15 protein-coding genes and 1 pseudogene are annotated in these 15,515 nt (G+C 33.4%); 5 read left to right on the top strand and 11 right to left on the bottom strand.

What is annotated here, in order from left to right:
- The first annotated feature begins 534 nt into the window (after positions 1 to 534).
- Both HMPREF3177_RS04075 and HMPREF3177_RS04070 read left to right on the top strand, forming a co-directional pair.
- Positions 535 to 861: a hypothetical protein gene (locus tag HMPREF3177_RS04075; protein ID WP_070457189.1), complete on the top strand. Its 327-nt coding sequence runs from the start codon at positions 535 to 537 to the stop codon at positions 859 to 861.
- Between the two features lie 4 nt (positions 862 to 865).
- Entirely contained in the window at positions 866 to 1,306 is a 441-nt protein-coding gene (locus HMPREF3177_RS04070; protein WP_068129019.1) for a hypothetical protein, read from the top strand.
- A 66-nt stretch (positions 1,307 to 1,372) separates the two neighbouring features.
- Here HMPREF3177_RS04070 and nadX read toward each other — a convergent pair whose 3' ends face one another.
- From nadX to tcuA, 8 genes are all read right to left on the bottom strand, one after another.
- Positions 1,373 to 2,131 carry an aspartate dehydrogenase gene (gene nadX, locus HMPREF3177_RS04065; protein ID WP_068129021.1) on the bottom strand — a complete coding sequence of 253 codons (759 nt, stop codon included), beginning with the start codon at positions 2,129 to 2,131 and terminating at the stop codon, positions 1,373 to 1,375.
- Between the two features lie 228 nt (positions 2,132 to 2,359).
- The gene (gene prpB / locus HMPREF3177_RS04060) at positions 2,360 to 3,280 is read right to left on the bottom strand and encodes a methylisocitrate lyase (protein WP_070457188.1); all 921 of its coding nucleotides are present in this window, start codon (positions 3,278 to 3,280) and stop codon (positions 2,360 to 2,362) included.
- A gap of 6 nt (positions 3,281 to 3,286) precedes the next feature.
- Positions 3,287 to 4,789: a tripartite tricarboxylate transporter permease gene (locus HMPREF3177_RS04055; protein WP_070457187.1), complete on the bottom strand. Its 1,503-nt coding sequence runs from the start codon at positions 4,787 to 4,789 to the stop codon at positions 3,287 to 3,289.
- Positions 4,790 to 4,801: 12 nt separating this feature from the next.
- Positions 4,802 to 5,242, bottom strand: coding sequence for a tripartite tricarboxylate transporter TctB family protein (locus tag HMPREF3177_RS04050; RefSeq protein ID WP_070457186.1), 441 nt, complete (start codon positions 5,240 to 5,242; stop codon positions 4,802 to 4,804).
- Positions 5,243 to 5,262: 20 nt separating this feature from the next.
- Positions 5,263 to 6,228: a Bug family tripartite tricarboxylate transporter substrate binding protein gene (locus tag HMPREF3177_RS04045; RefSeq protein WP_070457185.1), complete on the bottom strand. Its 966-nt coding sequence runs from the start codon at positions 6,226 to 6,228 to the stop codon at positions 5,263 to 5,265.
- A gap of 125 nt (positions 6,229 to 6,353) precedes the next feature.
- Positions 6,354 to 7,013 carry a response regulator gene (locus HMPREF3177_RS04040; RefSeq protein ID WP_070457184.1) on the bottom strand — a complete coding sequence of 220 codons (660 nt, stop codon included), beginning with the start codon at positions 7,011 to 7,013 and terminating at the stop codon, positions 6,354 to 6,356.
- 1 nt (position 7,014) lies between these two features.
- Positions 7,015 to 8,613 (bottom strand): sensor histidine kinase, encoded by a 1,599-nt coding sequence (locus tag HMPREF3177_RS04035; protein WP_070457183.1) that lies wholly within the window; start codon positions 8,611 to 8,613, stop codon positions 7,015 to 7,017.
- A gap of 136 nt (positions 8,614 to 8,749) precedes the next feature.
- Positions 8,750 to 10,213: an FAD-dependent tricarballylate dehydrogenase TcuA gene (tcuA, locus tag HMPREF3177_RS04030; RefSeq protein ID WP_070457182.1), complete on the bottom strand. Its 1,464-nt coding sequence runs from the start codon at positions 10,211 to 10,213 to the stop codon at positions 8,750 to 8,752.
- Between the two features lie 118 nt (positions 10,214 to 10,331).
- Between tcuA and HMPREF3177_RS04025 the strand changes: the two genes are divergently transcribed.
- Together HMPREF3177_RS04025 and HMPREF3177_RS08715 are read left to right on the top strand one after the other, a co-directional pair.
- Complete coding sequence (locus tag HMPREF3177_RS04025; RefSeq protein WP_070457181.1) at positions 10,332 to 11,183, top strand: LysR family transcriptional regulator; 852 nt, start codon at positions 10,332 to 10,334, stop codon at positions 11,181 to 11,183.
- A gap of 26 nt (positions 11,184 to 11,209) precedes the next feature.
- Positions 11,210 to 11,284 (top strand): annotated as a pseudogene (locus HMPREF3177_RS08715) (IS3 family transposase); the annotation flags it as partial.
- A gap of 53 nt (positions 11,285 to 11,337) precedes the next feature.
- Here HMPREF3177_RS08715 and guaA read toward each other — a convergent pair.
- Positions 11,338 to 12,882 carry a glutamine-hydrolyzing GMP synthase gene (gene guaA, locus HMPREF3177_RS04020; RefSeq protein WP_070457180.1) on the bottom strand — a complete coding sequence of 515 codons (1,545 nt, stop codon included), beginning with the start codon at positions 12,880 to 12,882 and terminating at the stop codon, positions 11,338 to 11,340.
- Between the two features lie 18 nt (positions 12,883 to 12,900).
- Positions 12,901 to 14,370, bottom strand: coding sequence for an IMP dehydrogenase (gene guaB / locus HMPREF3177_RS04015; RefSeq protein WP_068129028.1), 1,470 nt, complete (start codon positions 14,368 to 14,370; stop codon positions 12,901 to 12,903).
- Between the two features lie 186 nt (positions 14,371 to 14,556).
- On the opposite strand from guaB, the gene HMPREF3177_RS04010 reads away from it, so the two are divergent.
- A complete protein-coding gene (locus HMPREF3177_RS04010) occupies positions 14,557 to 14,943 on the top strand; it encodes a general stress protein (protein WP_070457179.1) in 387 nt (128 codons plus the stop codon).
- Positions 14,944 to 15,022: 79 nt separating this feature from the next.
- Here HMPREF3177_RS04010 and HMPREF3177_RS04005 read toward each other — a convergent pair whose 3' ends face one another.
- Positions 15,023 to 15,493: a hypothetical protein gene (locus HMPREF3177_RS04005; protein WP_070622657.1), complete on the bottom strand. Its 471-nt coding sequence runs from the start codon at positions 15,491 to 15,493 to the stop codon at positions 15,023 to 15,025.
- Positions 15,494 to 15,515: the final 22 nt, after the last annotated feature.

Here is a 15,515-nt window from a genome sequence, read left to right as displayed (position 1 = left end):
TTAAGGGTATTTTTATACTTAGTGTAGAAAGTATAGTTTGAATTTAAAGTAAATATAATCAGCAAGTATTTAAACAATATGTTTGGTATTCATTAAGTAAAAAGTGTTTTATAAGATAAAATAATTGAAATTTAGAATTAATTAGCTTTATAATAGAATCATAATATATAAGGAGGTTTTATTGTGAAGAAACTATTTACTGCCACTTTTCTCATTAGTATGTTCCTTGGTTCAATTAATGTAAGCGATGCCAAAGGAGGTGTGATTGATCATAGTATTACATAGTTAAATTATGAAGTTATTAATTCAAATAATAAGATCCCATGGCGTTGGTGGCATCAAACTGGAGCCATGCGTTATGAAGGTCAAACCAAATACTTTAGAATGATACAAAGACTACATAATAAATCTATCTGCTATGAAGGTTACCTGGCAGCTAAAAATATGACTCAAGGATATTATGTCTACGAAGGTTATCTTTATGTTTGTGGTACCACGCATCCAATACCGGTTTATAAAAATGAGGTGTTATAAATGAAGATGAAATCGAAGAAATTAATTCTTTACTTGATAATCCCTTTTATGACTCTATTATCACTTAATCACGCTCATGCAGAAGAAACAGTTATAAAAAACACAGCAGATATCTCTCCTAACGTTGCTAAAATTACATATTGCTTTGAAAAAGAGATTCACTTGACAAGCTCTTTCCCTCCTAGAATCTGGGTTAAAAGAGGTCCTTATAGTGGTTATGTTTACTTAGAATACTTTGAGAAAACTAGAAATGATACGCTCTTGGGTAATTATTGTGGAATATTAAGATATGGTAATTTTGTTCCACATAAAGAAATGGCGGTGTAAATTAATGAAAAAACTTTGTATTGCTCTTATTTTATCTGTAGCTTTCCTGCTGAATGGATGTTCTTCAGAAGCTAATGAATTAACCGACAAAAAGCTCTCTGTGTTTACTGTGATTCAGATTGGTAATACGTTAGATGATTTCTCGACAAACAGTGCTTACTTAATCTTTGATTTTAATAAAAACAATAAAGTTTCTATTCAATATCTTGGTGAAAGTTATCCTGGCTCTTATAAATTAAATGGCACGAATTTATCCATAGATGTTCTGGATAAAGATAAAAATGAAGTCTCTTTATTATTTACAGATTTTAAAAAGCATCCTAAAAACGAGAAATTATATACAGGTATTTTCTCAGATTTTACTCACCTTGAAAATCATGGTCTGAATGTACTACTACGAAATTATTCTGGAAATGAATATATGGGGTTCTATGAGGTTGAATAATATTCATAATTAAAAGGACGTACTCTAAAACATTTTAGAATACGTCCTTTGTTTATTCTACGAACTTCATCCAATAAAAACATTACTATCAAGACGCTCTAACGAACTTAAGACACTAAGAGCTGCAAGTGCACTTGTCTTTGGATTTTCTTTTAACGGATGATTTTTAACTTCAATTGTCGCTTCTCCGAATTCTCCCGTTACTTTTACGTGGTGTACATTTTCTGTCGCATTCGGATCCGCGATGAGTCGAACTTTTGTTTTTTCTATCCCTAATCCTGCGAGAGATAAAATAATCGATACGTTCATGTTTTTAGGAAATTTGTCGATGGCGTCTTTTGCATCACCTTCGAATACGACTGTTGGTTCTGATAGTTCATCGTCTACAAGTGATGATGCTGGTTTTGTCGTCGTAAGTGTGACACTACTTAAATGATTTAGAGTGTTTACGTTTTGTATTAAATCTAGACCACCAACTGCGCCTGATGGTAAATAGAGTTTATGTTGACTCGCACTTACACTCTCTAATAACGAAGTGTCACTAAACGCACCGATACTGATTACCATCATATCTTTTACGTTTAAGACATCTTTTAAATACGTTTTAACTACTTCAACATTCGCGGCTTCTACTACAATATCAATGTTTGAGTTTAAAAATTCGTTCAGATCCGTATACAAATCTACATTATACGCCTCTTCTAAATGCTGATACTTAGATTTATCTCGTACTAAAATATTCGTAATACGTAAGTCACTACGTTCTTTCGTATGTTTTAATAAAAACTGTCCAATCGCACCTGCACCAATTAAGCCAATATTCATCGTATCTCTCCTAATTACATTCTTTCAATTATATTTATTTAAGAATAATTGGTTATTATTTTCCCCTCCTAGTTTTAGTAATTCTTTCTTAATAAATATTATAATCACTAAGTATCATTCCATCTATAACTTGTTTATCGTGTGCTTATATAATAATATTTATCAAAAAAACTGTAGACATATAAGTCTACAGCCTTGATTTTATTAACAAACGTAAAAATAATACTTTTAATCATCATAAAAGATATGCTTTGGTAATTCTGTTTTATCAATGGATTCATCCATACTTTCAAAGTCATGAAGTTTTAATACATCGTATAATTCTTTTCTTGTTTGTAACTTATTTAGATAATCAACTTGAGTACCATGAGTCTTTAAATGTTGATAAACAGATTTAGTATTAAATGCAGCTGCTCTTAAAGAGGTTACAGGGTATAAAACATAGTCCACACCTGCTAATTGAAATTCTTTTAAATTAATATATTCTGTCTTACCAAATTCCGTCATATTTGCTAAAACTGGTGCTGAAACTTTGTTTTTTACATTTTCAAAATCTTCAATAGTTTGCATAGCCTCAGGGAACACAATATCAGCGCCTGCTTCAACGTATGCATTTAATCGATTAATCATTGCATCAAAACTTTCTATTGCATGAGCATCTGATCTTGCAACAATGACTAAACTTGGAGTGACTTGCTTTATCGTTTTGATTTTCTTTACCATATCTTCTTTTGATATTAACTTTTTTCCATTCAAATGACCACATTTTTTTGGTATCTCTTGATCCTCTATTTGAACAGCTGCCACTCTAGCTTCTACTAGTTCATAGCATGCACGTGCTACATTCAATGGCTCTCCAAATCCATTATCGATATCTACTAACAATGGCATGTTAGATGATCTTATTAATTCCCTTGCTTTCGTAACTACATCATCTAGAGTCAGAATACCTATATCTGGTAAACCAAGACTTGCTGATAATGCTCCACCAGAAAGATACAAATATTTAAATCCTACCTCTTTTGCTAATAAAGAACTCATACCATCATGAGCTCCTACTATAATATTTGTTTCGCCACCGTTTATACTAGTTAAAAATCTATTGGCTAACTCTTCCTGTGACCTCATATCCTCTAAAAACCAAGTCATATTGAATCATCCTCTTTGATTTCTAATCTGAGTAAACTTACTTAATAAAAATGGTAGGAGTATCGATAGTATTGTAAGAATTAAAAAGAATATTGATATTGATGATGCTGTCATCATTCCAAAGATACTATCGTAGCTAACTCTTGCCATTCTAAAGTTTTGTTCTAATTGATTACCTATAATTACTGCTAAGATTAATGGGGCACTTGGTATTTTTAAAATTTTCATAAATAAACCAACTACACCAAAAATCATTAATATAAAGAAATCGATAATGCTATAACCTAATGTATACGTTCCAATAAATGCAAGAATTAAAATAATTGGATATAAAATGTTTGGAGGTGTTCTTAAAATTTTAATTAGGAAACCAATTAATAAAATATTGATTATAACAAGAGCAATATTTCCTATGAATAAGCTGTTTATAAAAGTCCAAGCAATTTCTGGTTGATTTTGAAACAGCATTGGACCTGGTTGTAATCCTAGCATAATCAATGCACCAAGTATTACAGCTGTTGTTCCCGATCCCGGTATCCCCATCGTAAGTAATGGGATAAAAGCTCCAACTGCAGCAGCATTGTTAGAGGATTCTGGTGCAGCGACGCCTTCTGGTGCTCCTTTACCGAACTCTTCGCTTCTTTTAGATAATTGCTGCTCTGTTGAATAACTAATCATAGACGCGATAGAACCTCCAGCTCCTGGTAAAATCCCTATTAAGAATCCTACAGGAGACTGTCGAATAGTTGGCCAAAAAGAACGCTTAAACTGTTCTTTAGTAATCCATTTACTTCCAACATCATTTTTAATTCGATAAGATTCATCTTTCAATAATAATATGTTATATAGAACTTCCCCTACAGCATAAATACCAATAATAACAACTAAGAAATCTATACCTTCGCTTAGATGTGGCATTCCAAAGGTAAATCTATAAACTCCTGACTGAGAGTCAATACCTATAGTTGTAATAAGTAGTCCTAAAAACATTGAAATGAAGCCTTTTAACATGTTTCCTTTTGAAAGAGAAACTACCGCAGATAATGTAAACAACAGTAAGAAAAAATATTCCGCAGGGCCAAACTTTAATGCGAATTTAGCAAGTGGCTCAGCTAAAAATACAAATCCAACGACTGCGATAAGTCCTCCGACTAGTGATGCTAGTGTAGCAATGGTTAGCGCTTGTCCTGCTTGACCTTTTCTAGTCATTGGATAACCATCGAAAGTTGCAGCAATAGCAGATCCATCGCCTGGTGTATTAATTAATATTGAACTTCTGGACCCACCGTACATTGCTCCATAATAAATCGCTCCTAGTAAAATTAATGCACTAGTTGAGTCCATCCCAAAAGTTACTGGTATTAATACAGCTACTGCGGTAGCTGGGCCAAGTCCTGGCAACATTCCAACAATAGTTCCTAGTAATCCACCGATTATTATAAATATTAAATTTTCAAATCTAATCGCAATTGATAAACCTTCTAAAAAACTTCCCCAATCTATTCCCATTGTAAACCTCCTCTACGGTAAACTCACTTTCAGCAATTCTGCAAATGCGTACCATGTTACAACTGAGAATACTAAAGCAATAATTATATTTAACAACCACTTTTTAGGACCATTTATTAAGAATAATAGTGCTCCTAAAAACAGGAACGTAGATATTAAAAATCCTAGTGTTTCAAAAATAAATGTGTAAACTAAACATAGACCTAATGTCACAATAACTTTTATGGTTAATTCCTTATCAGCAAAAATTTTAAATGCTTCTCGAACAGAATCTTCATTCTTAAATTCAGAAATCAGATACAAAATAGATAAAATTAATAGTGCATATCCTATTAATAAAGGATATTTTTGTGCTGCAGTCGGATCTCCAATGTTTGATTGTGGTAGGTTGTAGGTCAAAATCAAATAAATTATTGCTATTACTATCGTAATCCCAGGTATTAAAAATCTCATATTTTCACCTGCTTAAATAACTATTTTCCTAAACCAGATTTTTCGATTAAATCTTCATACATCGCATTTTTTTCGTCTAAAAACTTTTTAGTTTCTTTACTATCCATGTAGTAATCATTCCAACCATTGTTTTCCAATACTGTTTTCCATCCATCAGATTTCACCATTTGTTGGATTGCATCATCCCAATAAGCAATCTCTTCTTCTGTCATATTAGGTGGTCCCATAAGCCCACGCCAATGTGGGAAACTAAAGTCTATACCTTGATCTTGCCAACTTTCCATCCCATCAATAGTTTCATCTGCTGTTGTAGCGATTACTCTAATATTCCCCGCTTCGTGTTGTTCTTGAGCTTCAGAAAGAGAGAATGTTGCTAAATCTACGTGACCTCCGAGTAATGCAGTTAATACATCTCCACCACTTTCATAAACCATAAATCGTAACTCAGATACATCAACCCCATACTCTTCAGCAACATTAATAAAAGATAAGTGATCGTTGTTTCCAAGTGCAGGTCCTACAGCTATTGTTAATGATGATGGATCTTCTTTTAATCTATCTAATAAATCTATTCCACCTTCAATATCAGATCCATTTGGTACAGCTACTGCAATCCACTCTGTTGCGAGCACTGCAAGTGGAGTAAAATCGTTGTATGTAAGTTCACTTTGCCCTAATAAATTATTTGCAATAACTAAACTTGAATTAACACTCAAATGGTGAGAATCTTTGTTCTTTAAATACTGCCAACCAACTTCTCCTCCACCACCTGGTTTGTTTACTACATTCATATTTTGTTCAACGATTCCTTCTTTATCTAAAACATTTTGAATTGCTCTGGCTGTTGCATCCCATCCACCACCTGGTGTAGCTGGAGCTATTATCTCGATATTTTTATTTGGATATTCATCTTTAGCATCACTGCTACAAGCTCCTAGAACCACTGCGACTAGTGACATAAGTAATATCATCCATCTAAATTTCATATACTTTTCCTCCCATTTTTAATTTGTTAGTTTTCATTATAAATTTAATTCCTTTATATGTAAACGCTATCATATTTAAAAATATAAAGAACTTTATGTTATTAAAGAACATAAAGTTCACGATTCTATTTTTTATAAATTTTTTCTGGTCGTCCCTTATCTCCAAATTCTTGAGTAACTGTTAATTGACCTTGTTCTCTTAGGTATTCTAAGTATCTTCTTACTGTCGTCCTTGAAGTCCCTAATTCTAATCCCAATTTAGTCGATGACCATTCACTTTGATCCTCAAAAGCCGCTTTAATTTTTTCTAAAGAAACGGAGTCAATTCCTTTTGGTAACTTTTTCCCTTCGAACTCTGCTGAAGTTCGAAAATACTCGTCAATTTGTTCTTGGTTTAAAACTTCTTGCTTATCTAACCTCTTATTAGTTTCTATGAATTGGTTAACTATATATCCTAGCTTCTCAAGTTTCACTGGTTTTACTAAATAGTAAAGGATACCAAGGTTGAATAATTTTTTTATAATATCTGCATCTTGATTCGCACTTATGATAATAAAGTTTGTATAAGGGTGTCTTTTTAAGATTTTTTCAGCCAACTTATCTCCTGTTAAATCCGGCAAATATATATCAATAATCACAATATCTACTGAGTTTTTTTCTAAATACTTTATTGCTGACGTTGCATTCAGTACACATTCTACTTTTCTCAGTTCAGCATTGCTAGATAAATACTCTTTATACATTTCGCCAATACGAAAGTCGTCTTCAACTACTAATATATTCATTTCACTCGTCCTTTCTATATATTGGAATTTCTACTGTAAACACCGTTTTTTCTTTTGTTGTAAATACGTCAATAAACCCATTTAGTAAATCTACATTTCTTTTAACATTATAGAGACCATATCCCTTATTAATACCATATTCCTTCGTTGAATATCCCTTTTTGAAAATCACATCTGAATTTATGATTTTAGTCCCTGAGTCTTGTATCATTATTTCTAGCCAATCATCAAAATAGCCAAAGTATACCTTAACAGATTTATTTTTTTCATTAGAAGCAGCTTCTATCGCATTGTCTAGCAAATTACTAATGATTGTCAGAAGCGAATTTAAAAAACGTCTACTAATAATTTCATTCATTTGGCTTCCCTCTTCAATCTCAATATATACTTGTTTTTCTCTGGCACTGTTGATCTTAGCTAATAACAATGCTTTGATATTATCATCTTCTATTTCAAATATATTTTTATGATAATCATCTATATTATTCATTTCTTCATCAATAACTTCACGTATACCGTGATACTGTTTCAATTCTAAAAGCCCAGATATTAAATGTAGTTTGTTTTTATACTCGTGACTTTGCGCTCTTAAGTCATCGAATAATGATTCAACAATCTGTAATTTGTTAGTAAGTTCTACCTTTTCCGTCATATCACGTATAATAAACACATAACCGTTTAATTCATTTCTATCATACAAATTATTTATAATCACTATAAATTCTTTTTCTTTAAACGTAGCTTGTAAATACTCTGCCTTTTTAGTCGTTTTTGCTGATTCTAAATTTTGATTAATATCGGTATTTAAAAATTCATCTATATATACAATTGAATCGATATCAGGCAAATCGAAGAAATACTTTGCTGCCCTATTGCTATACTCAATTTTTCCATTTAAATCTGTTGAAATAATACCTTCATTCAATGCTGAAAAAATATTTTCTCTGTTTTTAAGAATATTTGTTATTTCATTTGGCTCATAACCCAGCGTTTCGGATTTTATATAGTTAGCAAACCATCTACTTATAAAAATACTAATCAAAATAAAGACAAACGTAATTATTAACAGTTGAATTATCTTTTCATAAATTTCACTAATAATTTTACTTTTGTAATACCCAACTTTAACCACTCCTACAACTTCACGAACCTCTTCCCCAGAATATATTGGCGCATAAGCAATGAATGCCCTTTCATCTATATCAATATTGTTCTCTTTAACATAATAAGCACCAAATATTAGAGCTTTGGATTCTTCTTTTATATCATAAATTTTTCCGATTTCTTCACTTTTCGGATGGTATAATACTTCTCCATCGATATCTTGAATAATTATAAAATCAATATCTGTATCGAAAATATATTGATCCATTACTATCGATAATTGTTGCTTATCTTCTAGAGCATTCTCAGATACAATACCTGGTAAGTATGAAACGGTTTTTGCCGATTGAAGTGTTATCCCTTTAGCATTTTCAAAATACTCTTGACTATAATGATATAAATAAAAAGATGATAAAGAGATAATCAACAAACTAATGACTCCTAAAAGGATTCCATTAATTTTAGTAGCAAGATCTACTTTCAATAGTCTTCTCATAATAATCTCCTAAAGCGCTTTAATTTAATTATATCAATTTAGTTTAATAAAAAAACTCATCCAAAATGACTACTCCAAAAGCCAGATATAAAATCCAACTTTTGGCGCTCCATCAGTAAGGACGAGTAATTAAAATTTATAATTTCGCAGCATTTTTCCCTGCTGTTTTTCCGAATACTGATCCTGACATGAGTCCTGATCCACCTGGATAGTTATGATAGAATAATTCACCGACCATCTCACCAGCTGCATATAGCCCTGTGATTGGTGTGTCATTTACATTTAATACTTCTGCTTTATCGTTCACTTTAATGCCACCGAATGTAAACGTAATCCCACAAGTTACAGGATATGCATAAAACGGTGCTTCGTTAAATTTTAACGCCCAATTTGATTTTTTAGGGTCAATGCCAGATGTTGATTTACCATCTTTAATGCTCGGATTGTAGTCACCATCAACAACCGCGTTGTTATATTCTTCAATTGTTTTTAAAAATTGTTTTGTATCGACATTCATTTTTTCAGCAAGTTCTTCTAAAGTATTTGCTTCGATTTTAGTCGCTTCGTCTATTTCGTATTCTACACGTAGGAGTGGTTTTACTTGGCTATCGTAAATTTGAAATGCTTTATGATCTGTTTGTTTTAACGTCTCTTTTCCGTATTTTGCGTACGTATAGTTTCTAAAATCCGCACCCTCATCTACAAATCGATTACCTTCAGCGTTTACAATTAAACCGAGTGGATATGAGGATTTTTTGTATATATCGCCAGGCTTTTCGAAATCACCGAATTTTGGTGCGTTGTAATCTGTCGTATGTGCGTGACATCCATCATACTGTCCAGCTTTTACAGCCCCGACTTCTAACGCCATAGAAATACCGTCACCTGTATTATGTTTTGTGCCTCGAACGACTGCTTCAGACCATTCTTCACCTAGATTTTCTGTACGCTTTTTAGCGTCTGCTTCGAATCCACCACATGCTAAGATGACTGCATCTGCAGCAATTTGTACGTTCTCACCGTCTTTATTCACGTGTACACCAGTAATTTTATTATTACTTGCTTCAAGTTTAACTGCAGGTGAGCTATACCATATTTCTACACCGTTCTCTTCAGCTTTTTTAAATAATGCTTCTACTAAACCAATCCCTTTACGATATGTTTTTGTAGGTAATCCTCCCCAAAACGTTTTTACACCGTCTTTTTCAAAATACTGGTTTTCATTTGCTATGAATTCTACGCCTTGTTTTTTCATCCAAAGAATTGTGTCATATGAATTTTCTACGAGATGTCTTGCGAGTTCAGGTTTCGATTTACCTTGCGTGACTTTCATCATGTCATTATAGAAGTCTTCACTATCGTATTTCGGAAGTACGATTTCATCATCTTCTGAAATATCCGACACGATTTCTCTATAGCTATCTAAATCCTTATATGCAAAGCGTATCGCGCCGTCTGTGAAAAACGAGTTTCCGCCTCTATTATTTTTTGGTCCCTTTTCTAGCATCAATACTTTTTTACCTTCTTCACTTGCAGCAACTGCTGCTGATAACGCAGCATTACCAGTACCTACAACGACAATGTCAAATTTATATTCCATATTTTTATTACTCCTTTTAAAAGTTCTCTTATATAAATTTTATGAAATCGTTTGACATAAGTAAAATATATATATTAAATATAAACTAATAGAATTTATTTATATCAAGAGGTTAAAAATGGATACGAAAGATTGGGTATTATTAATTACTCTATATGAAGAAATGAATTTAACACGCACCGCTAAACGATTGTACACGACACAACCATCATTAACTTACAGAATTAAACAAATCGAATCATCTCTTGGAATACAAATTTTACATCGAGGAAATAAAGGAATCTCTTTTACTGCTGAAGGTATTTATTTAGTTGAACATTCAAAGAGAATGTTAAAAGAAGAAAGAAAGCTACTGGATCATTTAAAAAATATGAAAGATGAACTTCAAGGGACCATTCACATCGGGTCTTCGAGTAACTATGCGCATTATGAATTACCAGATTTACTGGAAAATTTTATTAAAAAATATCCGAATATTGAAGTTGAACTCGTAACCGGATGGAGTAGTAAAATATTAGAAAAGCTCCAAAACGAAACGATACACGTCGCATTTCTAAGAGGAGATTTTAAGTGGAACAGTAAAAAGCACATACTTGAAAAGGATAATCTACATATTATCTCAACAAAGCAGTTAGATTTAGATTCCTTACCAGGAGAGAACTATATACAATACCTAACAGATCTCAGTTTAAAAAATACAATCGATAAGTGGTGGAGAGATAATTATAATTCTCCAGTCTATACAACAATGGAAGTTGACCGAATAGAAACGAGTATAGAGATGGTAAAACGTGGACTCGGTTATACAATCGTTCCAGCTATTAACATTCAAAATGAAAACAACCTCTATACGATGCCAATTAAAGATAATGGTAAAAATATTTATAGAAATACGTGGCTAGCGTATAAAGAAGAAAGCTTAAATTTAAAAGTTGTCGATGAATTTGTCCGATTAATTTTAAACGCCTAATCATTTAATAGTATAGACAATATGATAAAGGTAGAATTAAACTAAAATTAAAAGGCATGTCTCCTGAACAATTCAGGAAACATACCTTACAATCTGCTTAATTCCAAAAGTCCAACTTCTCGGTAGCATATCAGTCTTGGCTACGGTTTTGTTATTATTCCCACTCAATTGTTGCTGGTGGTTTGCTAGTAATATCATACACGACACGGTTTACATTTTTAACTTCTTTTACCATGCGTTTTGAAATCTTTTCAAGTACATCCCAGTCGATTTTCGCAAAGTCTGATGACATTCCGTCTACACTGTGTACTGCACGAATTCCTACTGTGTAGTCGTACGTTCTTTTATCATCTTTTACACCGACTGATCGGATACCTGGTAATATTGTGAAGTATTGCCAAATGCTCTTATTTAAGCCTGCTTTTTGAATTTCATCGCGTAAAATATAGTCTGTTTCACGAACGATTTCTAATTTTTCTTCTGTCACTTCTCCGAGGACACGAATTCCTAGACCTGGTCCTGGGAATGGTTGACGCCATACGAGTTCTTCAGGAATACCTAACTCAAGTCCTAATTGGCGCACTTCGTCTTTAAAGAGTGTCGCGATTGGTTCTATGAGTTTAAATTCCATATCTTCTGGTAATCCACCAACGTTATGGTGTGATTTAATTGTTTCTGACGTTTCAGATCCTGATTCAACGACGTCTGAGTAAATCGTACCTTGTGCAAGGTAGTCGATATCTTTAAGTTTCGCCGCTTCATCGTCAAATACATAAATAAATTCGTTACCGATGATTTTACGTTTTTGTTCTGGATCAGACACACCTTTTAATTTTCCTAAGAAACGGTCTTGTGCGTCGACTTTAATGATGTTGATGTTAAATCCTTTACCGAACGCTTCCATTACCATTTCCGCTTCACCTTTACGAAGTAAGCCGTGATCTACAAAGATACATGTTAAATTGTCGCCAATCGCCTTTTGCATAAGTACTGCAACAACTGATGAATCTACTCCACCACTCATCGCACAAATTACTTTTTTGTCGCCAACTTCTTCACGAATTTTCTCAACTTCGATGTCGATAAAGTTACCCATCGTCCATTCACCGTGACATTCACAAATATCTCTTACGAAGTTTTCGATAAATGTATCACCATTCTCTGTTGATTTTGATTCTGGGTGGAACTGAATACCGTAAATAGGTTTTGATTTATGCTGAATTGCTGCGTATTTTGAGTCTTTCGTACTTCCGATGATCTCATAGTCATCACCGATTGACGCAACTTCGTCATGGTAACTCATCGCAACGTTAACTTCTTTGTCTAATCCTTTAAATAATGGACTTTCAGTATTAAGTTCAATCGTATCAACACCTGAAAATGCGTTGTCTAATGGTTTTACTTCTCCACCGTTATTGTATGCAATTAACTGCATACCATACGTGACACCGAGAACTGGTATTCCTAAGTCAAAAATACCTTTATCAACAGTATATGCATCTTCTTCGTATACTGATTTTGGTCCACCTGATAATACGATACCTTTAGGATTTAGTTCTTTAATTTCTTCTAAAGTAATACTTGGATTACGTAATTCACTATATACACCTAAATCACGAATACGACGTGTTAAAAGCATGTTATATTGACTACCGTAATCTATTACAATAATAAGTTCTTGTTCTTTTGCCATTTCCATAAGTTTATAGCCTCTCTCTTAAATAGAGTAGTTCGGAGCTTCTTTAGTAACTTGAACGTTATGTGGGTGACTTTCGATAAGTCCAGCTGACGTAATACGTGTGAATCGACTGTTTTCTCTTAATGCTTTAAGGTCTTTAGAGCCTGTGTAACCCATACCTGAACGTAATCCACCCATTAACTGATAAATTGTATCTGCTACAGGTCCTTTGTACTCTGTACGACCTTCGATACCTTCAGGAACGTATTTAGTCGCTTCTTTTTCATCTTGGAAGTAACGGTCACTTGAACCTTGTTCCATTGCACCGAGCGATCCCATACCACGATATGTTTTATAACGACGACCTTGGAACATTTCAATTTCACCTGGAGATTCTGTCGTACCTGCGAGTAAACTACCTAGCATTACGACATGTCCGCCTGCTGCTAAAGCTTTAACGATATCTCCTGATAATTTAATACCACCATCTGCGATGATTGATTTACCATGTTTACGTGCTTCAGTTGCACAGTCATAAATTGCAGTGATTTGTGGTACACCAACACCTGTAACGACACGCGTTGTACAAATAGATCCTGGTCCAATACCTACTTTAACTGCGTCAACACCCGCTTCAATTAAAGCTCTCGTACCTTCAGCTGTGGCAACGTTTCCTGCGATTACTTCGACTTCTGGATATTCTTCAACAATCTTTTTGATTGCGTTTAAAACGCCTGCTGAATGTCCGTGTGCTGTGTCGATAACTAACGCATCTACACCAGCTTTTACTAATTCTTCAATACGTTTGTCTGTATCTCTAGAAATACCAACTGCTGCAGCTACAAGTAAGCGTCCATGCTCATCTTTAGCAGCATTTGGGAATTCGATGACTTTTTCGATGTCTTTAATCGTAATTAAACCTTTTAATACGTTGTTTTCATCGACAATTGGAAGCTTTTCAATACGATGTTGTTGAAGAATGCTCTGTGCATCTTCTAACGTAGTACCTTCTGGTGCTGTAATCAGATTTTCTTTAGTCATTACGTCATCAATTACTACTGAATAGTCTGTAATAAAACGTAAGTCACGATTTGTTAGGATGCCAATGAGTTTTTTCTCTTCTGGATTATTTACAATTGGAACACCTGAAATACGATATTTACCCATTAAATGTTCAGCTGCGAATACTTTTTCTTCTTTTGTTAAGAAGAATGGATCTGTAATTACACCGTTTTCTGAACGTTTAACTTTCTCTACTTCTTCGCATTGTGCTTCGATTGACATATTTTTGTGAATAACACCTAAACCACCTTGGCGTGCAATCGCAATCGCCATTTTAGACTCTGTAACAGTATCCATACCTGCAGAGATTATTGGAATGCCGAGCTTAATTTTGTCAGTCAGTTGCACACTTGTGTCTACTTCTCTTGGTAGAATTTCTGAATGAGCTGGCATAAGTAGTACGTCGTCAAACGTCAATCCTTCTTTAGTAAATTTGTTTTCCCACATTGAACTAGCCTCCTAAAATAGATTAGTACTATTATAGACCAGTCTAAAACGTATTTAAAGTATATTATTTTCAAGATTAAATATTTTAAATTGTCTAAATTGTGTATGAATTTAATTATATCTGTTTACATGAATTTATTTAGGGTAGATATAAGTATGACTATAAAATAAACGAGGTGTTCTATTATGGAACAAAATAGAAATATAGAAGTGTATGATGATATCGGTAACGTAAGTAAAAGAGTACAACAATTAAGACACGAAGGTGTCGATGAAAGACGTGTCATTCTTTTCTCAAAACATTCTCCTCCGACAGAATTTACTCGCGAGCATGATGTAGAAATTCGTATGGGAGAAGGAAATTTATGGCAAAAGTTTGAGTCTTTATTTACTGATAAAGACGGCGAAGAGCGAGCTACTGAAGATTTACAATTTACTCCTTATGAAGAAACAGAGTTTAGTAACGCTATGGATGCTGATCAATACGTACTTTATATTCCGTATCAGAGTATAGGGCAAGTACAACTTGAAGATGAAGAAAAAATCGATCTAAGTAAAAGAGACAATTACTAAAATTAATGAAAAAGAAGAGACGTTAATTTGAGCTGCACCCCTAAAGTTGGACACTAAAATCCAACTTTAGGGTAGCACATCAATTCGTATCTTCTTTTTCATTTACAAATAAATATTCCTCTCGTATCGAGTAATTAAAGCGCTTTAAAAAGTTTCGATATTCTTTTAATGATTTACGTTTTCCAGGGTGACGCGGAATCGTTACTTTGTTATGACGTTTTAAAAATAGATAATAGCTCTCACATAGATGGTCTGTAAATCCAGTAAATAGTTGATGTTGATATCGTTTGTATAACGCATCATTGTGTTTTAATAAATGTTCAACTTCTTCATACATCTTAATAATTCGATTTACTTCTTTAATCAGTTGGTTGTTAATTTCTTCATCCATTTCTAAAAACTGGAACACTTCTTTATACATACTGCTAATTCCGCTTTTAATAATATCGATACAATAATCACAGTAACGCTTTACTTCGTCGCAGCTGCTTTCACGTTTCTTGCATTCTAAAATATCACATATCAATAATCGATCATTTAACGACTTCATCAATATGCCTCACTATTTTAAA

The organism is Nosocomiicoccus sp. HMSC09A07 (assembly GCF_001808485.1).
GTDB lineage: Bacteria > Bacillota > Bacilli > Staphylococcales > Salinicoccaceae > Nosocomiicoccus > Nosocomiicoccus ampullae_A.
The sequence above is the reverse complement of the archived record's forward strand: the minus strand, read 5'-3'. Positions and strand labels throughout refer to the sequence as shown.